Raw genomic sequence first — 20,927 nt, forward strand, 5'->3', positions numbered from 1 at the left:
AACCGATGGCGCACGATCTGCGACCCCCCAGGATATTTATGGACAGAAAATGAGGGGCCGGGGATGACGATGAAGCGGGTGCTGTCTGTGGCGTCGGAATGCGTGCCACTTGTGAAGACCGGCGGGCTGGCCGATGTGGTGGGGGCGCTGCCCGGTGCGTTGGCCGGGCAGGGATGGGAGATGCGGGTGCTTTTGCCTGCCTATCGCACCCTGCGCCCGCTTTGCGCCGATTGGCCCGAGGTTTTCGCGCGGGACGATCTGTTCGGCGGGCGTGGCGTGGTGAAGGCGGGCGAGGTCGACGGGATTGCGGTGCTGCTTCTGGACGCGCCGCATCTTTATGACCGCGAAGGCGGCCCCTATAACAGCGGCGGTGCGGACTGGCCGGACAATCCCCAGCGCTTTGCCGCGCTGAGCTGGGTCGCGGCAGAAATCGCGCGGCATGGTTTGGTCGATGGCTGGCGCCCGCAGGTGCTGCATGCGCATGACTGGCAGGCGGGCTTCGCCCCCGCCTATCTTGCCTTCGGAGGCCCGCGCGATGTGGCGACGGTGATGACCATTCACAATATCGCCTTCCAGGGCTGGGCCGAGGCTTCGATGCTGTCCACGCTGCGGCTGCCCGCGCATGAGTTCCACGCCGCCTCGCTGGAGTATTACGGCGGGCTGTCCAGCCTCAAGGCCGGGATGGTGACGGCGGATCGCATCACCACGGTCTCGCCCCGCTATGCAGAGGAGCTGATGCGCCCCGAATTCGGCATGGGGCTGCAAGGCATCGTGGCGGCGCGCGCGGCAGAGGTGCAAGGCATCCTGAACGGCGTGGACGAAAGCGTCTGGTCGCCCGAGGCCGAGGCGGTGCCCTATACCGCCACCCGGATCAGGGGCAAGGTCGCGAACCGCGCCGCGCTTTGCACCGAATTCGGGCTGGAGGAGGTGCCGGGGCCGCTGGCCATCGTGGTCAGCCGCCTGACCGACCAGAAGGGTATGGACCTGCTGCCCGAGGTGCTGCCTGAATTCATCGCAGCGGGCGGTGGGCTGGTGATGCTCGGCTCCGGTGACCCGGCGCTGGAAGCGGCGATGCTGGATCTGGCAGCGCGCTTCCCCGGCAGGGTCGGCGTGCGGATCGGCTACGACGAGGCGCTGAGCCACCGGATGTTCGCGGGCGGCGATGCGGTGCTGGTGCCCTCGCGGTTTGAGCCCTGCGGGCTGACGCAGATGTACGGGTTGCGCTATGGCACCATTCCGGTGGTCGCGGCGGTGGGCGGGCTGGCCGATACGGTGATTACGGCGAATCCGGCGGCGCTGGCGGCGGGAACGGCGACCGGCATCATCTTCCACCCGACCGATGCCACCGCCTTCGCGGGCGCGCTGCGGCAGTTGGCGGCGCTTCATGCCGATGTGAAACTCTGGGCGCAGATCCGCCGCCGCGCCATGGCGCAGCCGGTCGGGTGGGCGGCCTCGGCCGCGGCCTATGCCCGGCTGTATGACGGTATCCTGCGGCCATGATCGCGGCGCACGGCCTTCCCGACCGGCTGTCCGGGCATACGCTGACCCCCGGGCGCCCTTGGCCCCTGGGGGCGAATTTCGATGGTGAGGGGGTGAATTTCGCGCTCTTCTCAGCCCATGCCGAACGGGTGGAGCTGTGCCTGTTTTCTCCCGATGGCCGGCGTGAGCTGTGCCGTATACCGCTGCGCGACCGGGATGGCGACATCTGGCATATCCATATCGGCGGGCTGACCCCGGGCACGCATTACGGCTTTCGCTTGCACGGGCCTTACGCCCCCGAAGGCGGCCATCGCTTCAACCCGAGCAAGCTGCTGCTGGACCCTTATGCGCGGCAGCTTTCGGGGCGGCTGAAATGGTCGGATGCGCTGATGGGTTACAAGGTTGGCAGCCCGCGCGCCGATCTGTCCTTTGACCCTCGCGACAGTGCCTTTGCCGTGCCGAAATCGGTGGTGGTGGACCCGTCATTCAACTGGGGACCGGATCGTGCGCCGCGCCGTCCCTGGCACGAGACAGTGATCTACGAGGCGCATGTGAAGGGGCTGACCGCGCTGCACAAGGGGGTTGAAAAGGCGCTGCGCGGCAGTTTCCTTGGCCTCGCTTCGGATGCGGTGCTGGAGCATCTGGTGAAGCTGGGCATCACCGCCATCGAACTGCTGCCCGTCCATGCCTTTCTGGATGACCGTTTTCTGGTGGCGAAAGGGTTGCGCAATTACTGGGGCTATCAGAGCATCGGCTTCTTCGCGCCCGAACCGCGCTACATGACCAAGGGCGAGGTCTGGGAGTTTCAGACCATGGTGCGCCGCTTCCATGCGGCGGGGATCGAGGTGATCCTCGACGTGGTCTACAACCATTCCGGTGAAGGTGACGAGCTGGGGCCGACACTGTCGTTCCGCGGGTTGGACAACCGCAGCTACTACCGCCTGCGCGATGGCGGGCGCTTCTATGTCAATGACACCGGCACCGGCAATACGCTGAACCTGTCGCATCCGATGGTGCTGCGCATGGTGATGGACAGCCTGCGCTACTGGGTCGAGGTCATGCATGTCGATGGTTTTCGCTTCGATCTGGCCTCGGTTCTGGGGCGCGAGCCGCATGGCTTCGATCCGAACGGCGGCTTTTTCGATGCGATCCGGCAAGACCCGGTGCTGGCCCGCGTGAAGCTGATCGCAGAGCCGTGGGACATCGGCCCCGGCGGCTATCAGCTGGGCAATTACCCGCATCCGTTCAGCGAATGGAACGACCGGTTCCGCGATGGCATCCGGAGGCTCTGGCGCGGCGATGCGGGCGTGGTGCCCGATCTGGCGCGGCGGCTTCTGGGCAGTGCCGAACTGTTTGACAAGGCCGGGCGCACCGCCTGCGCCTCGGTCAATTTCGTGACCGCGCATGACGGTTTTACGCTGGAGGATCTGGTCAGCTTCACCGTCAAGCGCAACTTCGCCAATGGCGAGGACAATCGCGACGGCCATGACGACAACCACTCCTCGAACATGGGGGTGGAGGGGCCAAGCGACGATCCCGCGATCCACGCCGCGCGGGGTCTGCGCAAGCGCAACCTGCTGGCGACGCTGATGCTGTCGCAGGGCGTGCCCATGCTGCTCGCGGGGGATGAGATCGGCAACAGCCAGCAGGGCAATAACAACGCCTATGCGCAGGATAACGAGATCGGCTGGGTGGATTGGGCGCGGGCGGATGACGGGCTGGCCGCCTTCGTTGCGCGGCTGATCGCGCTGCGGCAGGACCATCGCGTGTTGCGGCAGCGGCGCTTTCTGCACGGGTTGCCGCGTGCGGTGGATGGGCTGCCCGATGTGATCTGGCGCCGCGCCGATGGCGCCACGCCCCGGCCCGAGGACTGGCACGACCCGGCCTTCCGTTGTCTTTGCGTCGAATTGCGCCGCGCTGCCGAAGGCGACCTGACCGACCGTGAGGCGATTTTCGCCGTGTTCAATACGGGGTCTGCGGTGAAGCTGACGCTGCCCGATACCGCGCCGGGCTGGCAACTGGAACTGGATACCACCCGCCCGGATGCCGGGCGGGAACCCGCCGTGCCGGGGCTTGAGGTTCCGGCGCATTCCGTGCTTGTCTTTTCGGCAGACTTCGATCGAGGATCAGAATGACCGTATTGACCATCGCCACCCAGCCGATCGCCGGGCAGAAGCCGGGCACCTCGGGCCTGCGCAAGAAAACCCCGGTGTTCATGGGGGCGCATTATCTTGAAAACTTTGTGCAATCCATTTTCGACGCCATTGGCGGCGCGGCGGGCAAGACCTTTGTTCTGGGCGGTGACGGGCGGTATTTCAACGACCGCGCGGCGCAGACCATCCTGAAGATGGCAGCAGCCAACGGGGCGGCGAAGGTGATCGTCGGTCAGAATGCCGTGCTGTCAACTCCGGCGGCCAGCCATTTGATCCGGCTCAATAAAACCGATGGCGGCATCATTATGTCTGCCAGTCACAACCCCGGCGGACCCGAGGAGGATTTCGGCGTCAAGTTCAACATGGCCAACGGTGGTCCGGCGCCCGAGGCGGTGACGGAGGCCATGTTCCGGCGCACGACCGAGATCACCGAATACCGCATCTCCGACGCGGCGGATATCGACCTTGGCCGCATCGGGGCCACCACGGTGGATGGCATGGCGGTCGAGGTGGTTGACAGCGTGACCGACTATGCCGCGCTGATGGAAACCCTGTTCGATTTCCCGGCGATCCGGGCGATGTTTGCGGGCGGCTTCCGCATGCGCTTTGATGCGATGTGCGCCGTAACCGGCCCCTATGCCACGGAAATTCTGGAAAACCGCCTTGGTGCGGCCAAGGGCACCGTGACCCATGGCACGCCCTTGCCGGATTTCGGCGGCATGCACCCCGACCCGAACCCGACATGGGCGCACGAGCTGATGGCCGAGATGATGGGAGCCGATGCCCCCGATTTCGGCGCAGCATCCGATGGCGATGGCGACCGCAACATGGTGGTGGGGCGCGGCGTCTATGTCTCGCCCTCGGACAGTCTGGCGGTGCTGGCCGCCAATGCCCATCTGGCGCCCGGCTATGCGCGGGGGCTGGCGGGCGTTGCGCGGTCGATGCCGACCTCGGCCGCCGCCGATCTGGTGGCCGATGCGCTGGGAATCGGCAAGTATGAAACTCCGACGGGGTGGAAGTTCTTCGGCAACCTGCTGGACGCGGGCCGCGCCACGCTTTGCGGCGAGGAAAGCTTTGGCACCGGGTCAGACCATGTGCGCGAAAAGGACGGGCTTTGGGCGGTGCTGCTGTGGCTGAACATTCTGGCCGTGCGCCAGCAATCGGTCGCCACGATCATGGCCGAACATTTCGCAAGATTCGGCCGTAACTATTACTCCCGCCACGATTTCGAGGCGATTGCCACCGACAAGGCCGATGCGATGATGGCTGAGTTGCGGGCCAGCCTCGCGGGCCTGAAGGGGCAAAGCGTGGAGGGCATGGAGATCGCGGGTGCCGACGATTTCGCCTATACCGATCCGGTCGACGGCTCGGTCAGCCAGAAGCAGGGCGTGCGTATCCTGTTCACCGATGGTTCGCGCATCGTGATGCGGCTTTCCGGCACCGGGACGGAAGGCGCGACGCTGCGGGTTTATCTGGAACGCTATACGCCGGGGCCGGAGGGGCTGGACCGTGATCCGCAAGAGGCGCTGGCCCCGGTGATCCGCGCGGCACATGCGCTGGCGAAGATCGCCGCGCATACCGGACGGACCGAACCGGATGTGGTGACCTGAGGTCGGACAGGCCGGAAGTTTGGTTGAAACCACGACTTTCGGCTTGCTTGCCACCCGCCCGCGCCGGGGTAAACTGATCGCAGGAACGGAGGTCTTGCCATGGCGGAACGTGTGGTGAATACGGCGCTGATCATCGACGATCATCCTTTGTTCTGCGACGCGCTGTCGATCACGCTGCGCGCCGTGGCAGGGGTGGCGCAGGTCGAAACGGTGGACCGGCTGGAAACGGCGCTGGCGCGGCTGGAACTGTCGCCGATGCCCGATATCGTCGTGCTGGATCTGAACCTGCCGGATGTGACCGGCCTTGACGGGCTGATCCGGCTGAAGGCTGCGGCGGGCTCGGCGCCCGTGCTGGTGGTGTCAAGCCTTGCCGATAACCGGGTCATCGCGGCGGTGTTTCAGGCAGGCGCGGCGGGTTTCGTGCCAAAACACGCAAGGCGAGAGGTATTTCGCGCCGCGTTCGAGGCGGTGCGGGCAGGCGGTATCTATCAGCCCGAAGGTTATGTGCCCCCCGATGACGAGGATGGGCCGGTGACCTCGCGCGAACAGGCGCTGGCGCGGCTGGCGCTTCTGACCCGGCAGCAGGCAAAGATCCTCCAACTGATCTGCGAAGGGCGGCTGAACAAGCAGATCGCCTATGATCTGTCGATTGCCGAAACCACGGTGAAGGCGCATGTGACTGCCATCATGCGCAAGCTGGGGGTGCAAAGCCGCACGCAGGCCGTACTGATCGCGGGCGAGGCGAGCTTCAGCGCCATCATGCCGGAAAACGGCTGAGGCGCCGGTGCTGGGGGGGATCGGCGAGGGGCTGGTGACAACGGCGCAGGTGCCTGCGGAAACGCCCGGCGCCGCTGCGCGTCTGGCGGCAGATCTGGGGGCGGGACCGTTCGCCTGCATCTTCCTGTTCATCTCGCCCGAGGCCGATCTGGCGGCACTGCTGGCCGAAGACGCCTTTGACGCGCCGGTGATCGGCTGCACCACGGCGGGCGAGATTTCGGCGGATGGCTATGCGGAAGGCAGTATCGTGGCCTTCGGGCTTCATGCCGAATATTTCGCCACAGACATCCTGCTGATTCCCGATCTGGCCACCATCGAACGTGACGCGCTGATCGGGCGGCTGATCCGCAGCCGGCACGGGCTGGCGGAACGCGCACCGACCTGGGAACATGAATTTGCCTTTCTCATGGTCGACGGCCTGTCCACCCGCGAAGATGAACTGACCGCCGCGCTGGCCTCGGGCCTTGGGCCGGTGCCGCTGTTTGGCGGATCGGCTGCCGACGGCACGCGCTTCCGCGAGACATTCGTGATCCACGAGGGCCGTGCGTTGCGCAATGCGGCGGTGCTTGCCATGGTGCGGTCACGCTGCCGGGTGAAGGTGTTCAACCTGGATCATCTGGTGCCGACCGAAACCCGCATGGTGGTGACTGAAGCCAATCCGGCGAACCGCACCGTGCGCTGCATCAATGCCGAACCGGCTGCACGGGAATATGCGCGGCTTTTGGGGAAAGATCCGGGCCAACTGGATACGTTCACCTTCGCCGCCCATCCGGTGGTGGTGCGGATCGGCGGGCGACATCATGTGCGCGCCATCCAGCGCGTCGCGCCTGACGGCGATCTGGTGTTCTTTTCCGCCATCGACGAGGGGCTCGTGCTGACGCTGGCCGAGCCGCAGGACATGGTGACCCACCTTCAGCGCGAGCTGGATGCGCTTGCCATCGGCAGCGCGCCAGCGGCCATTCTGGCCTGCGATTGCATCCTGCGCCGGATGGAGGCGATGGAGAAACAGAAATCCGGTGCATTGTCCGCCATTCTGCGCGATCATCGGGTGGTCGGTTTTTCCACCTATGGCGAGCAGCTCAATTCCATGCATGTGAACCAGACCATGACCGGCGTCGCCATCTACCCGCCGGGGGTCTGAGACGCGATGCCTGACCGGACGCCGCGGGCCGCCAGCCTGCTGAACCCCGCCGATCCGCCGGAACGTCAGCGAGAAAAGCTGATGACCATTGCCGAGGTGCTGATGCGCCGGGTCGAGCAGGTGACCGATGACAGCGGTGCCGCCTATGCCCAGTTCCAGCGTGCGGCCCTGCTGGAAGATCAGGTTCGCGCGCGTACCCGTGATCTGGAACGCGCGCTGGACCTTTTGAACCAGTCGAACGCCCGGCTGGCCGACGCCAATCACGAGGCCGAAGCCGCGCGACGCAACCTCGCCGATGCCATCGAGACGGTGCAGGAAGGCTTTGCCCTGTTCGGCCCCGACGAGGTTCTGGTCATGTGCAACTCGCGCTTCTGCATGCAGATGCTCGACCTGCGTGACCATCTGCGCCCCGGTCTTGCCTTTGACGATTATATCGACCTTGTCAGCCGCTCGCGCTTCATGGCGCTGCCCGCAGGCGAAACGCCGCAGGACTGGGCGGTGCGCCGGCGCCGGCGGCATCAGGACCGGCATGTCATCTTCAACGTGCGCCTGATCTGGGACCGCTGGTTGCAGGTTTCAGAGCACCGGACCGCCAATGGCGGCACCGTGATCCTGCAAACCGATGTGACCGATATCATCCGGCTGGAGCGCGAGGAACGCGGCAAGATGCTGGACGATCAGGCCCGCATCATCCGCGCCACGCTGGATCACATCAGCCAGGGGGTCTGCATTTTCGACAGCGCGACCCGGCTGGTGGGCTGGAACGCGCGACTGGGTGATCTGCTGGCGATTCCCGTGACGCGCTTTCGCCCGGGTGTCACCTTCGATACGCTGATGGAACGCTTTGGTGCCGAGGCGAGCTTTGGCGATGGCATGACGGCCGAGGTGCTGCGCTCCTGGGCGTCGGCGAAGCAACGCCAGACGCTGAGCTTCGAGTTGCGGCGCGGGCCGTTCATCCTTCAGGCCGATGCGCAGGAAATGCCGGATGGCGGCTTCGTGCTCAGCTTCACCGACATCACCGCCGAACGCGCGGCGCGGGCGGCGCTGGCTGCGGTGAATGAAACGCTGGAGGCGCGCGTGACCGAACGCACGCTGGAGCTGGCCGATGCGCTGGCCGATGCCGAACGCGCCAATGCCAGCCGCGCGCGTTTCGTCGCGGCAGCCAGCCATGACCTGCTGCAACCCTTGTCGGCAGCCAAGCTGTTCATCGGCTCGATCCCGGCGGAGGAACTGGACCCGGCGGCGGAAGAGGCGGTGACCAAGGCCCAGAACGCGCTGGTGCAGGTAGAAGGCATCCTTGGTGCGCTGCTGGATATTTCCAAGCTGGAAAGTGGCCGTCTGGCGGTGACGCCGCGCGCGCTGACGCTAAACCGGGTGCTCGATCCGCTGCGCGAGGAATTTGCCGCCATCGCCGCCGCCAAGGGGCTGCGGCTGACCGTGATGCCCAGTTCGGCCGTTGTGGTGTCGGACCCGGCCTATCTGCGGCGCATCCTGCAAAACCTGATCGGCAACGCTGTGCGCTATACGATGCAGGGTCGGGTTCTGGTGGGCGTGCGGCGGCAGGGCGGGCTGATCCGGCTGGAGGTGCGCGATACCGGCCCCGGCATCGCGGAGGAAGATCAGGACGCCATCTTCCGCGAGTTTCACCGGCTGGATGCCCCGGCCTCGGCCTCTGAAGGCATGGGGCTGGGCCTTGCCATCGTCGAACGCGCCTGCGCGGCGCTTGGCCATCCGCTTGGCCTGCAATCCGAGCCGGGGCGTGGCAGTTGCTTCATGGTGCAGCTTGCCCGTGCCGAACCGGGAGTGGAGGCACTGCCCGCCCCGCCACGCATCGAACCTGCCGCGCGGCCCACGCCGGATCGCATTGTCTTTCTGATCGAGAATGAACCTGACCTGCGCCGTGCCCTTGGCCTGATGCTGGAAAAATGGGGCATGACGGTGCTGGACGCCGCCAATGCCGAAGAGGCCGAGGCGCTGATCGAGGAAATCGGTATCCTGCCCGATGTGTTCATCGTGGACCAGCAGCTTGGCGAGGGCCGCTCGGGCCTTGATTTCCTGCGCGAGATCCGCGCACGGCACCCGCATCTGCCGGTCAGCCTGATCACGGCGGGCCGCGAAACCGGCATCCGCCGCGCCTGCCTCGATCTGGGGGCAGAACTGTTCCTGAAACCACTGGACCCGCGCGCGCTGGAATCCTGGCTTGCCCGACTCCCCACGGGGATGTGAGACTTACGACTATGGTTTGATAGCGGCCTGCGCCGGATTGCTGTTAGCGTAGGTCAGAACGAGGGGGATTTCCATGCAACTCACAGACCAGCGCGACATCAAGGCCGATCCGAAAACGGTATGGGACGCCATTCTGGACCCGGAAATGCTGCGTGCCGCGGTGCCGGGCTGCGAAAGCGTGACCGGCAGCGTCGCGGATGGCTATGAGGCCGTGGTGGTGCAGAAGGTCGGCCCGGTGAAGGCGAAATTCACGGGCGTCGTGACCATTTCTGACATTGTGGAAGGCGAAAGCCTGACCATCACGGGCGAGGGCAAGGGCGGTGCTGCGGGCTTTGCCAAGGGCGGCGCCAGGGTCCGGTTCGAGCCGATCCCCGAGGGCACGCGCCTGAGCTATGAGGTCGAGGCCAATGTCGGGGGCAAGCTGGCGCAGCTTGGCAGCCGCATCATCGACGGCTTTGCCAAGAAGATGGCCGATGAATTCTTCGAACGGTTCCAGCAGGCCGTCGAAGGCCCGGCAGAACCCGAGGCCGAAGCCGCCGCCGACGAGGCCGCGCCGGAACAGAAAAAGGGCTGGTTCAAGAAGCTGATCAGCTGAGAACCGCAACCCAGCACGCAATAAAGCCAGGGAGGAAGAAATGGCGAAAGTCTCGATGACGGTGAACGGCAAGTCCGTTTCCGGCGAGGTGGAAGGGCGCACGCTCCTTTCCACCTTTTTGCGCGAGGGGCTGGGGATGACCGGCACCCATGTCGGCTGCGACACCTCGCAATGCGGCGCCTGTGTCGTGCATATCGACGGCAAGGCGGTGAAAAGCTGCACCACTTTCGCGCAGGACGTGGCGGGCGCCGAGGTCAAGACCATCGAGGGCATGGCGAATGCCGACGGATCGCTGTCGACGATCCAGCAGGCGTTTCAGGATCACCACGGCCTGCAATGCGGCTTCTGCACCCCCGGCATGGTGATGAGCGCGGCCGCCCTGCTGGCCGACAACCCCAAACCGACCGAAGCCGAGGTGCGGCACCATCTTGAAGGCAATATCTGCCGCTGCACGGGCTACCACAACATCGTCAAGGCGGTGCTGGCGGCCTCGGGGCAGGATGTCGGGCAGATTGCAGCGGAATAAGCTTCAGGAACAGGGATTTGCGGTGCGTTTCTGACGTATCGCTATAAGGGAGGTATTCATGCCGAAAGACGGTGGCATCGGCGCCAGCACCAAGCGGCGCGAGGATGTGCGGTTCCTGACCGGAAAGGGCCGCTATACGGACGACATCAATATCCGCGGCCAGGCCCATGCCTGGTTTGTGCGCTCGGATGTGGCGCATGGCATGCTGAACAAGGTGGATGTGGCGGCAGCCGAGGCGATGCCCGGTGTGCTGAAGGTATTCACCGCCGCCGATTTCGCGGGTGTGGGCGGCATTCCCTGTGGCTGGCAGGTGACCGATCGTTTCGGCAAGCCGATGCTGGAGCCCAAGCACCCGGTTCTGGCCGAGGGCAAGGTGCGCCATGTCGGCGACCCCATCGCCGTTGTGGTGGCCGAAACGCTGGAACAGGCGCGCGACGCGGCAGAGGCGGTTGAGGTGGATATCACCCAACTGACCCCGGTGCTGGACATGAAGGCTGCGATTGCGGCCGATGCGCCGAAGGTACATGAGGAGATCGGCTCAAATCTCTGTTATGACTGGGGTTTTGTCGAGGAGAACAAGGCTGCGGTGGAAGAGGCGTTCAAGAACGCGGCCCATGTCACGACGCTGGAACTGGTGAACAACCGTCTGGTCGCCAACCCGATGGAACCGCGCGTCGCCGTCGGCGATTTCGACAGCGCCGGTGGCATGCACACTCTTTATACCACCTCGCAAAACCCACATGTCATCCGCCTGCTGATGGGCGCCTTCGTGCTGGGTATCCCTGAACACAAACTGCGTGTGGTGGCGCCGGATGTCGGCGGTGGTTTCGGGTCGAAGATCTATCACTATGCCGAAGAGGCTTTCGTTACTTTCGCCGCCAAGACCTTGAACCGGCCGGTGAAATGGACATCGACCCGCTCGGAGGCCTTCATTTCCGACGCGCAGGGGCGTGACCACGTGACCAAGATCGAACTGGCGCTGGACAAGGACAACAACTTTACCGCGCTGCGGACGGAAACCTACGCGAATATGGGGGCTTACCTCTCGACCTTCGCACCGTCGATCCCGACCTGGCTGCACGGCACGCTGATGGCGGGCAACTATCGGACGCCGCTGATCTATGTGAACGTGAAGGCGGTGTTCACCAATACCGTGCCGGTCGACGCCTATCGCGGCGCGGGGCGCCCCGAGGCGACCTTCCAGCTGGAACGCCTGGTCGACAAGGCCGCGCGTGAGCTGGGTGTCAGCCCGGTAGAGCTGCGCCGCCAGAACTTCATCAAGCCCGACCAGTTCCCCTATCAGACCCCGGTCGCCGTGGTCTACGATACCGGCAACTATCACGCCACGATGGATAAGCTGCTGGAAATCTCGGATTACGCGGGCTTCGAGGCGCGCGCAGCCGAGGCGAAGGCGCGGGGCAAGTGGCGCGGCTTTGGCGTAGCGCACTATATCGAAGCCTGCGGCATCGCGCCCTCGAACCTCGTGGGGCAGCTTGGCGCCCGCGCGGGGCTTTACGAAAGCGCCACGGTCCGGGTGAATGCCACCGGCTCGCTGTCGGTCTTTACCGGCTCACACAGCCACGGTCAGGGGCACGAGACCAGCTTCGCACAGGTGGTGGCCGAGATGATCGGCATTGACGCAGGCCAGATCGAGATCGTGCATGGCGATACCTCGAACACGCCGATGGGCATGGGCACCTACGGGTCGCGCAGCCTTGCAGTCGGCGGGTCGGCTATCGTCAAGGCGACGAACAAGATCATCAATAAAGCCAAGAAGATCGCGGCGCATCTTCTGGAAGCGTCTGAAGCGGATATCGAGCTGAAGGACGGCAAGTTCTCGGTTGCGGGCACCGACAAGTCGGTGGATTGGTCGGGGGTGACGCTGGCCGCCTATGTGCCGCATAACTACCCGCTGGAAAGCATGGAGCCGGGGCTGGAGGAAACCGCCTTCTACGACCCGTCCAACTTCACCTATCCGTCGGGCGGCTATGGTTGCGAGGTCGAGGTCGATCCCGAAACCGGCAAGGTGGAGATCGTGGCCTTCAGCGCGGCGGACGATTTCGGCAATATCGTCAACCCGATGATCGTTGAAGGCCAGGTGCAGGGCGGGTTGGCGCAGGGCATTGGCCAGGCGCTGATGGAAAACTGCGTTTTCGATGAAAACGGCCAGCTTCTGTCGGGGTCCTTCATGGATTACGCCATGCCGCGCGCCGAGGATGTGCCGTTCTTCAAGGTGGATCACAGCTGCGTCACGCCCTGCACCCACAACCCGCTGGGGGTGAAGGGCTGCGGCGAGGCCGGGGCCATCGGCTCGCCCCCCGCCGTGGTCAATGCGGTGATCGACGCCTTCCATCGTGCCGGTCGCACCGACATCACCCATATCGACATGCCCGTTTCGCCCGCCCGTGTCTGGTCGGCGCTGAACGGCTGAGGAGGTCAGGATGTACAACTTCGAATTCGTCAAACCCTCCAGCATCGCAGAGGCGGTGAAGGCACTGGCCGAGGAGGGTGCCCAACCGCTCTCCGGTGGTCAGACCCTGATCCCGACGCTGAAACAGCGCCTGAATCAGCCCGACATGCTGGTCAGCCTGACCGGCATTGCTGAGATGAAGGGCGTCAAGGCGGAAGGCGGTGCGCTGGTGATCGGCGGGGCCACGCCGCATGCGGTGGTGGCGGCCGAGGCGGCGGCGCAGTATCCGGCACTCGCGGCGCTGGCCGGGAACATCGGTGACCCGGCGGTGCGTAACCGGGGCACCATTGGTGGCAGCCTTGCCAACAATGATCCGTCGGCCTGCTATCCGTCGGCGGCGCTGGCCTCGGGGGCAACCATTGTCACCGACCGGCGCGAGATTGCGGCGGACGATTACTTTCAGGGCATGTTCGCTACCGCGCTGGAAGAGGGTGAGATCATCACCGCCGTGCGTCTGCCGATCCCGCAGAAGGCGGCCTATGTGAAGTTCAACCAGCCGGCCTCGCGCTTTGCCCTCACGGGCGTGTTTGTCGCCAAATACGCCGATGGCGTGCGGGTGGCGATCACCGGGGCGTCGAATGACGGCGTGTTCCGCTGGACCGAGGCGGAAGAGGCGCTGAGCGCGAATTTCGCGCCCGAGGCGCTGGAGGGGCTGAGCCTGTCGGGCGACAACATGATCAGCGACCTGCATGGCACCGGCGCCTATCGCGCGCATCTGTGCAAGGTGCTGACCAGGCGCGCCGTCGCTGCGGCCTGATCTTCATAACGAAAACAAGAAAAGCCCGCCAACCGGCGGGCTTTTCTGCATTTTCAGAGGTTATCGAGGTAGACGGCGCATCCGGTCAGTGCGGCATAATCATCCTCGATCACCGAAACGGTGAAATTGGCCATGAAGCCCGCGAAACGCCCCTTGTCGCGGAAGGCTTCGGTGAAACCGAACCGCTCCAGATAGGGCTGGAAGGCACGGGCGACACCGCCGATCAGGAAAATGCCGCCGAAGGGCAGATGCACCAGTGCCAGATTGCCGATCTCGGCCCCCAGCAGGCGAACGTAAAGGCGCCCGGCAGCCTCGGCCTCCGGGTCACCTTCGGCGAGGGCCCCCATGATTTCGGCAGCGGATTTTTCGCCCGGATGACCGGCTTCGCTGCGCACGAAGGCGTAAAGCCGCTCCAGCCCGCGACCGGCCAGCACATCCTCCACCCCCGGAAAGCCGTGAGCGGTTTCCACGAAACGGGCGAGCCGCAGATCGGCCTCGGTGCGAATGGGCATGTTGATATGGCCGCATTCTGAGGCGGCGACGATGCGCACCCCGCGCGCGTCATGCACCGGCGCTGCGTTGAAGCCGGTGCCTGCACCGACCACCAGTTTCGCATCCTCTGACTGCACCGGGCCGTCGATGATGCGGGCCAGCTTGTCCTCGGCGATATGGCCAAGGGCATGGCCCTGCGCCTGAAGATCGTTCAGGATCGCGACGCGTTCCGCGCCGGTGGCACGCGTCAGCGCCGCGCCGTCTATGGTCCAGCTCAGGTTGGTCATCGTCGCGATGCCATGCTGCACCGGACCTGCCGCCGCGATGCAGGTGCCTGCGCAATCTTTCACGCCCGCATCATCCAGATAGCGACGCAGGATGGTTTCCAGCCCCGGAAACTCGGCGTTGCGGAAGCGGCGGATGCTGTCAGGCCGGATGGTCTTGCCATCCGCAAGGGCCACGCGGGTATTGGTGCCACCGATGTCGGCTACCAGCGAGAAGGGGTCACTCATGCTTTCCTCCGTTGCATAAGCGGATGCCGGGCCAGAGCAACCGTAGGGGCATCAGTTGTGTGCCAATGCCTGTGCGAGCGCGTGATAAGATGCTTTCGGGGTCCTTGCCAAGGTCTCGAAATCAACATGCACGAGGCCGAAACGCTTTTCATAGCCTTCGGCCCATTCGTAATTGTCCAGCATCGACCAGTAGAAGAACCCCTGCACATTGGCTCCCGCCGCGATGGCGCGTTGTGTGGCGTGCAGATGGGCCGCGACGAAAGCCGTGCGGGTGGAATCGTCCAGCGGCTCGGCCAGTGCCATGCCGTTTTCGGTGACATAGACCGGCAGGTTGCCGACGTGATCGCGGGCGAGGCGGGTCAGGAAATGTTCCAGCCCCTCGGGGTGGATTTCCCATCCCATCTGGGTTTTCGGCAGCGGGCCTTCCACCTCGCGCGTGGCGGGCCAGGGGCCGGGGGCGGCGGCATGGATGTGGCGGGTGTAGTAGTTGACGCCGAGCCAGTCGAGCGGCTGACGGATCACCGCCATATCGTTCTGCCAGCCCTGCGGCAGATGCGGCGCCAGTCCCTCAAGCGCCTCGGTCGGGTAAGCGCCTTTCGTGATCGCCTCGATGAACCAGCGATTGAAGATCGCGTCCTGACGGGCAGCGGCGGCAAGGTCGGCGGGGGCGTCGCTGGCAGGCACCGCACGGTCAAAGTTCAGCACGATTCCCAGATCGCGCTGTCCCAGCCCGCGCAGCCGCTCCATCGCCATGCCATGTGCCAGCAGGATGTGGTGCATGGCGCGGCCGGCGGCGCGGATGTCGCGCAGGCCCGGCGCATGGGCTCCGAGGAAATGCGACAGCCAAGCCACGCACCATGGCTCATTGATTGTGGCCGTGGCGGCGATGCGGTCCCCAATACGCCGGGTCACGATTTCCGCGAAATCGGCGAAACGAGCGCAGGTATCGCGGTTGCGCCAGCCACCCAGATCGGCCAGCGCAGCGGGCAGATCCCAGTGATACAGGGTCAGAAATGGTTTCAGCCCGCGCACCAGCATGCCGTCGACCAGCCGGTCATAGAAATCCAGACCTTCGGGGTTCACCGTCATGCCATCCGGCATCACCCGCGACCAGTTGGTCGAAAAGCGCCAGGCATCCATGTGGGCGCGGGCGGCAAGGTCCAGATCCTCGGGCCAGCGGTGGTAATGGTCGCAGGCGGTGGCGCCATCCTCGGCCCGCACCACATTGCCGGGGGTGGCGGCGAAAGTGTCCCAGTGCGAGGGGCCACAGCCGCCGAAACGCGTGCCCTCCACCTGATAAGCGGCGGTGGCGGCACCGAACAGGAAGCCCGGCGGGAAGGTGGCGCGCGGCGGGATCGGATCAGCCACGATGCGGGCCTGTGGATTGACCGATGATCAACTCTGCCTCCATCAGCAACTCGCGCGGCGCCCCCGCCTCGCCCCGGATCAGCCCGATCAGCATGGCCGCCGCCTGCCGCCCGGCCTCGCGCACGGAAGACCGGGTGGCAGTGAAGATTGGCAGGTCGTCACCGTTGCGCAGATAGCTCAGCTCGTCATCGTGAACGATGACGGAAACATCCCGGCCCATTTGCAGACCGCGCTCTTCAATCGCGCGGCGGATGCCAAGGCCCATGATGATGGACGAAACCAGAAAGGCCGTGGGCGGGTTGGGGCCGGACAGCAGCGCCGCCCCGAGCCGGTGACCGCTGGTTTCCGTCATTTCCTCGCTGGCCATGATCGCGGGATCGACGGGAATGCCCCGTGCAGCCAGCGCAGCCTCATATCCGGCCCGGCGACGCAGCGCGAAATCCATGAACTCCAGCCCGTTCATCAGCGCGATCCTGCGATGGCCGAGATCCAGCAGGAATTCGGTGGCCCGCTGGAAGGCGCGCCGGTTGTTCACATCAACCCAGGGGTAGGGGCGCGGGCTGTCGGTGGCGCGGCCATGGACGACAAAGGGGATGCCAAGGTCGTGCAGCAGCGGAATGCGCTCATCGCGCATCCGTGGCGAATGCACGATCACCCCGTCGACCGTCCCCCGAGATTTGAGCTCGCGATACGCGCGTTCCTCATCATCGTCCGAAACGACGGACAGCAGCAGATCATAGCCGTTGCGGGAATAGACTTCACCCGCACCGGCAATGAAATCGGCGAATACCGGGTTGACGATCTCGTGCCGTGTCGCCAACGGAATGACATGGCCCACGGCCATGGCGCGCCCTGTCGCCAGCCGGATGGCACGGGTATTCGGCTGATAGTTGTATTTTTTGGCTGCGGCAGCTACTCTTTCGCGAGTGGCCTCGTTCACTTCGGGATAGCCGTTCAGGGCCCGGCTCACCGTTGTGGGTGACAGGTCGAGTTTGCGGGCCAGCTCCTTGAGATTCATGTGCGTGCAGCCAAAGCGTTTCAAATTCGCCGGGATGTTAGCCGTCCGGGGCGGGGGCGTCAAAGCCCAAATCATCTGTTTTTCCGCCGTGATCTCAAGGGTTGCGTGCGACTTTTGTCGAAGATTCGTTGACAGCCGGGCCGGGGATGTCTTAGCTGTGCCAATCCAAAGCGGTTTGAAATGTGATTCCGCGACGGGGACGGTGCCGGAATGAAGCACCGATGGAGGAGGAACGGGAGGATGACAATGAAACGGAGCCTGTGCGCCGGTGTGGCGGTTCTGGCGCTGATGGCCGGGCAGGCCGGGGCGCGTGACCTGAAATTCGCGCCGGGCGAGGATGCGCGGCTGAACTGGGACAGCTTCGAGGCGTTCAGACAGGATCTGTCGGGGCAGGAACTGACGATCCTTGGCCCCTGGCTTGGGCCTGACAAGGATCTGGTCGAAAGCGTCATCGCCTATTTCGAGGCGGCAACCGGCGCCAAGGTGAATTACAGCGGCTCCGACAGTTTTGAACAGCAGATCGTTATTGACGCGCAGGCGGGCTCGCCGCCCGATATCGCGGTTTTCCCGCAGCCTGGCCTGCTGCGCGATCTGGCCAGCAAGGGCTTTGTGGTGCCGCTGGGCGACGAGACCGCGAAATGGGTGGCCGAAAACTATGCTGCCGGCCAAAGCTGGGTCGATCTGGCGACCTTCCCCGGCAAGGATGGCACGCCGGGACTTTACGGCTTCTTCTACAAGGCCGACCTGAAATCGCTGGTCTGGTATGTGCCCGAGAATTTCGAGGACGCGGGCTATGAAGTGCCAAAGACCATGGAGGAGCTGAAGGCGCTGTCGCAGCAGATCGTCGATGACGGCGGCACGCCGTGGTGCATCGGGCTTGGCTCGGGCGGGGCGACCGGCTGGCCCGCGACCGACTGGGTCGAGGACATGATGCTGCGCACCACCACGCCCGAGAATTATGACCGCTGGGTCAGCAATGATCTGAAGTTCGATGATCCCATCGTGGTCAATGCCATCGAGGAATACGGCGCCTTCGCGCGCAACGATGCCTGGGTGGCGGGGGGCGCGGGCGGTGTCGCCTCCACCGATTTCCGTGACAGCCCGAAGGGCCTGTTTGCCTCGCCGCCAGCCTGCTACATGCACCGTCAGGCCAGCTTCATTCCGTCCTTCTTCCCCGAAGGCACGGTGATCGGGCAGGATGCCGATTTCTTCTACTTCCCGGCCTATGCGGGCAAGGATCTGGGCCAGCCAGTGCTGGGCGCGGGCACGGTGTTCGGGATGATGAAGGACAGCCCCGCCGCGCGCGCCTTCATCCAGTTCCTCGAAACGCCCATCGCGCATGAGGTCTGGATGGCGCAGAAGGGCTTCCTGACCCCGCACAAGGGCGTCAACCCCGAGGCTTACGGCGACGAGACGCTGAAGAAGATGGGCGACATCCTGCTGAACGCCACCACCTTCCGCTTTGACGCCTCTGACCTGATGCCCGGACCAATCGGCGCCGGGGCCTTCTGGACCGGCATGGTCGATTATTCCGGTGGCAAGGATGCGGCGGCCGTGGCGGCCGAGATCCAGAAGACCTGGGATACGCTGAAGTAAAACGCGCGATGTAACGAGTGCATCCCGCCCGGAGCAATCCGGGCGGGGAGTCTGCGGCTGTCTTGGAGGCTTGGGGGAAACATGGAACAGCTACTGATGGCGGGCGGCACCATCGTGATCGGTGTCTTCGGATGCGTCGCCTATTTCTTTCTGTCGAACCTGATCCTCGATACGCTGCTGCCACCACGCGGGGCAGATGCCGGGCGCAATATCGCCCGTGCGGCCCAGATCCGGCCCTGGCTGTTCCTGCTGCCTGCCGTGCTGCTGCTGGCGGTCTATCTGGTCTATCCGGTTTTCGTGTCGGTCTGGTATTCGTTCCACGATTCCACCGGCCAGACCTATGTCGGCTTCGACAATTATTCGTGGCTGGTCAGCGATTCCAAGTTTCGGGAATCGATGCGCAACAACCTTCTGTGGCTGCTGGTGGTGCCCGCCGCATCGACCTTCTTCGGACTGATCGCCGCCGCCCTGACCGACCGTATCCGCTGGGGCAATTTTGCCAAGGCGATGATCTTCATGCCGATGGCGATTTCCTTCGTCGGGGCCTCGGTGATCTGGAAATTCATCTACGACTATCGCGGCGATGGCCAGACCGAGATCGGCATGCTCAACGCGATCTGGGTCTCGCTGGGCGGGCAGCCTCAAACCTGGCTGACGCTGGAGCCGGGCAACAGCTTCATGCTGATGATTGTACTGATCTGGATTCAGACCGGCTTTGCCATGGTGATCCTGTCCGCAGCACTGCGCGGCATCCCCGAGGAAACGGTGGAGGCCGCGATCCTCGACGGTGCTTCTCCCTTGCAGATCTTCGCCCGCATCAAGGTGCCGCAGATCTGGGGCACCATTGCAGTGGTCTGGACCACGATCACCATCACCGTGCTGAAGGTTTTCGACATCGTGCTGGCGATGACCAATGGCCAGTGGGGCACGCAGGTGCTGGCGAACCTCATGTTCGACTGGATGTTCCGCGGCAATGATACCGGGCGCGCCTCGGTCGTGGCGTTGGTCATCATGCTGATGGTGACGCCGATCATGATCTGGAACATCCGCAATGCCCGGAAGGAGATGCGCTGATGGACAATATCGCAGGAACCAAGTCCTCGCTGGTCTGGGCCGTGCATCTGGCAACCGCTGCGCTGGTGCTTCTGTGGGTGCTGCCGACCATCGGGTTGCTGGTCTCGTCCTTTCGTGATCGCGACCAGATCACCACCTCGGGCTGGTGGCGGTCGCTGTTCCCGGCTGAACAGAACATCGTCTATCGCGCCGGGGATGCAGATACGCAACGGCAGGACGGACCGCTCTGGGTGATCGACGGTAATGTGTTTGACGGCGCAGGGGGCGAGGTCACGGCCTTCGGCGTGAACTCCCGCGCGCCGGATGCCTTCGCGCCGGGGGCCGAGGCCGATCTGAAGGACGGGGTAAAGCTGGCGGTGCAGGCCAATGGGGACTACCGCCTGACCGCGCCCGCGCAGTTCGAGGGCCGCTCGCCCCGCATCTTCGTCAGCTCCGTCACCCCGCCGCGCTTCACGCTCGACAACTATCGCCGCGTGATGTTCGCGGAGGGGCTGGGCCGCGCCTTCCTCAACACCATGACGGTAACCATTCCCGCCACCATCATCCCCATCCTGATCGCGGCCTTCGCGGCCTATGCACTGGCGTGGATGGAGTTTCCAGGCCGCGCGCTGCTGATCGCCGCTGTGGTGGGCCTGCTGGTCGTGCCCTTGCAGATGGCCTTGATCCCGCTTCTGAAGCTGCACAACCAACTGGGCATCGGCAAGGAATACATCGGGATCTGGCTCGCGCATTCCGGCTTCGGCCTGCCGCTGGCGATCTACCTTCTGCGCAACTACATGGTCGGCTTGCCGCGCGAGATCATCGAAAGCGCGCGCGTCGATGGCGCGACCGACTTCCAGATCTTCCTCAAGATCATCCTTCCGCTCAGCTTTCCGGCGCTGGCCTCCTTTGCGATCTTTCAGTTCCTCTGGACCTGGAACGACCTGCTGGTCGCCACCGTCTTCCTGGGCAACAACCCCGACCAGCTGGTGATGACCGGCCTCCTGCGCGAGCTGATGGGGTCGAAAGGGGGCGAGTGGGAAATTCTTGCCGCCTCGGCCTTCGTGTCCATCGCTGTGCCGCTGATCGTGTTCTTCGCAATGCAGAAATACCTGGTGCGCGGCCTGCTGGCCGGCTCCGTGAAGTGAGAGACC

16 protein-coding genes are annotated in these 20,927 nt (G+C 64.6%); 13 read left to right on the plus strand and 3 right to left on the minus strand.

Going from position 1 to position 20,927, the window contains the following annotated elements; translation table 11 throughout:
- Positions 1–69 precede the first annotated feature (69 nt).
- The 10 genes from glgA to IE126_RS07270 all read left to right on the plus strand — a co-directional run bounded on the left by glgA (position 70) and on the right by IE126_RS07270 (position 13,734).
- Positions 70–1,500, plus strand: a complete 1,431-nt coding sequence (gene glgA / locus IE126_RS07225) for a glycogen synthase GlgA (RefSeq protein ID WP_189380636.1) — start codon at positions 70–72, stop codon at positions 1,498–1,500.
- Entirely contained in the window at positions 1,497–3,614 is a 2,118-nt protein-coding gene (glgX, locus tag IE126_RS07230) for a glycogen debranching protein GlgX (RefSeq protein WP_189380579.1), read from the plus strand. Before glgA ends, glgX begins: the two co-directional genes overlap by 4 nt.
- Complete coding sequence (locus IE126_RS07235; protein ID WP_189380580.1) at positions 3,611–5,242, plus strand: alpha-D-glucose phosphate-specific phosphoglucomutase; 1,632 nt, start codon at positions 3,611–3,613, stop codon at positions 5,240–5,242. The genes glgX and IE126_RS07235 overlap by 4 nt, the downstream gene beginning before the upstream one ends.
- A 99-nt stretch (positions 5,243–5,341) precedes the next feature.
- Complete coding sequence (locus IE126_RS07240) at positions 5,342–6,019, plus strand: response regulator transcription factor (RefSeq protein WP_054303513.1); 678 nt, start codon at positions 5,342–5,344, stop codon at positions 6,017–6,019.
- A gap of 7 nt (positions 6,020–6,026) precedes the next feature.
- Positions 6,027–7,160, plus strand: coding sequence for an FIST N-terminal domain-containing protein (locus IE126_RS07245; protein ID WP_189380581.1), 1,134 nt, complete (start codon positions 6,027–6,029; stop codon positions 7,158–7,160).
- Between the two features lie 6 nt (positions 7,161–7,166).
- The gene (locus IE126_RS07250) at positions 7,167–9,386 is read left to right on the plus strand and encodes a hybrid sensor histidine kinase/response regulator (RefSeq protein ID WP_054303515.1); all 2,220 of its coding nucleotides are present in this window, start codon (positions 7,167–7,169) and stop codon (positions 9,384–9,386) included.
- A gap of 73 nt (positions 9,387–9,459) precedes the next feature.
- On the plus strand, positions 9,460–9,981 hold the full coding sequence (locus tag IE126_RS07255) for a CoxG family protein (protein ID WP_054303516.1): 522 nt from the start codon (positions 9,460–9,462) through the stop codon (positions 9,979–9,981).
- A 40-nt stretch (positions 9,982–10,021) separates the two neighbouring features.
- Positions 10,022–10,507, plus strand: coding sequence for a (2Fe-2S)-binding protein (locus IE126_RS07260; RefSeq protein WP_189380582.1), 486 nt, complete (start codon positions 10,022–10,024; stop codon positions 10,505–10,507).
- 58 nt (positions 10,508–10,565) lie between these two features.
- Positions 10,566–12,938, plus strand: a complete 2,373-nt coding sequence (locus tag IE126_RS07265) for a xanthine dehydrogenase family protein molybdopterin-binding subunit (RefSeq protein WP_189380583.1) — start codon at positions 10,566–10,568, stop codon at positions 12,936–12,938.
- A 10-nt stretch (positions 12,939–12,948) separates the two neighbouring features.
- On the plus strand, positions 12,949–13,734 hold the full coding sequence (locus tag IE126_RS07270; RefSeq protein WP_054303519.1) for an FAD binding domain-containing protein: 786 nt from the start codon (positions 12,949–12,951) through the stop codon (positions 13,732–13,734).
- A gap of 53 nt (positions 13,735–13,787) precedes the next feature.
- Here IE126_RS07270 and IE126_RS07275 read toward each other — a convergent pair whose 3' ends face one another.
- From IE126_RS07275 to IE126_RS07285, 3 genes are read right to left on the minus strand one after another with little or no spacing between them, the layout of a single operon-like run.
- On the minus strand, positions 13,788–14,738 hold the full coding sequence (locus IE126_RS07275; protein ID WP_054303520.1) for a glucokinase: 951 nt from the start codon (positions 14,736–14,738) through the stop codon (positions 13,788–13,790).
- A gap of 51 nt (positions 14,739–14,789) precedes the next feature.
- Positions 14,790–16,106, minus strand: coding sequence for a GH1 family beta-glucosidase (locus IE126_RS07280; RefSeq protein WP_229825296.1), 1,317 nt, complete (start codon positions 16,104–16,106; stop codon positions 14,790–14,792).
- A complete protein-coding gene (locus tag IE126_RS07285) occupies positions 16,099–17,124 on the minus strand; it encodes a LacI family DNA-binding transcriptional regulator (protein WP_054303710.1) in 1,026 nt (341 codons plus the stop codon). The genes IE126_RS07280 and IE126_RS07285 overlap by 8 nt, the downstream gene beginning before the upstream one ends.
- 246 nt (positions 17,125–17,370) lie before the next feature.
- On the opposite strand from IE126_RS07285, the gene IE126_RS07290 reads away from it, so the two are divergent.
- The 3 genes from IE126_RS07290 (at position 17,371) to IE126_RS07300 (ending at position 20,921) form a co-directional block, all read left to right on the plus strand.
- Positions 17,371–18,720 (plus strand): ABC transporter substrate-binding protein, encoded by a 1,350-nt coding sequence (locus IE126_RS07290; RefSeq protein ID WP_189380584.1) that lies wholly within the window; start codon positions 17,371–17,373, stop codon positions 18,718–18,720.
- Between the two features lie 81 nt (positions 18,721–18,801).
- Positions 18,802–19,794: a carbohydrate ABC transporter permease gene (locus IE126_RS07295; RefSeq protein ID WP_054303521.1), complete on the plus strand. Its 993-nt coding sequence runs from the start codon at positions 18,802–18,804 to the stop codon at positions 19,792–19,794.
- Positions 19,794–20,921 carry a carbohydrate ABC transporter permease gene (locus IE126_RS07300; protein WP_108126824.1) on the plus strand — a complete coding sequence of 376 codons (1,128 nt, stop codon included), beginning with the start codon at positions 19,794–19,796 and terminating at the stop codon, positions 20,919–20,921. Before IE126_RS07295 ends, IE126_RS07300 begins: the two co-directional genes overlap by 1 nt.
- The last annotated feature ends 6 nt before the right edge of the window (positions 20,922–20,927 follow it).

Origin of the sequence: Gemmobacter nanjingensis (assembly GCF_014652195.1) — a bacterium.
Taxonomy (GTDB): Bacteria; Pseudomonadota; Alphaproteobacteria; order Rhodobacterales; family Rhodobacteraceae; genus Gemmobacter; species Gemmobacter caeni.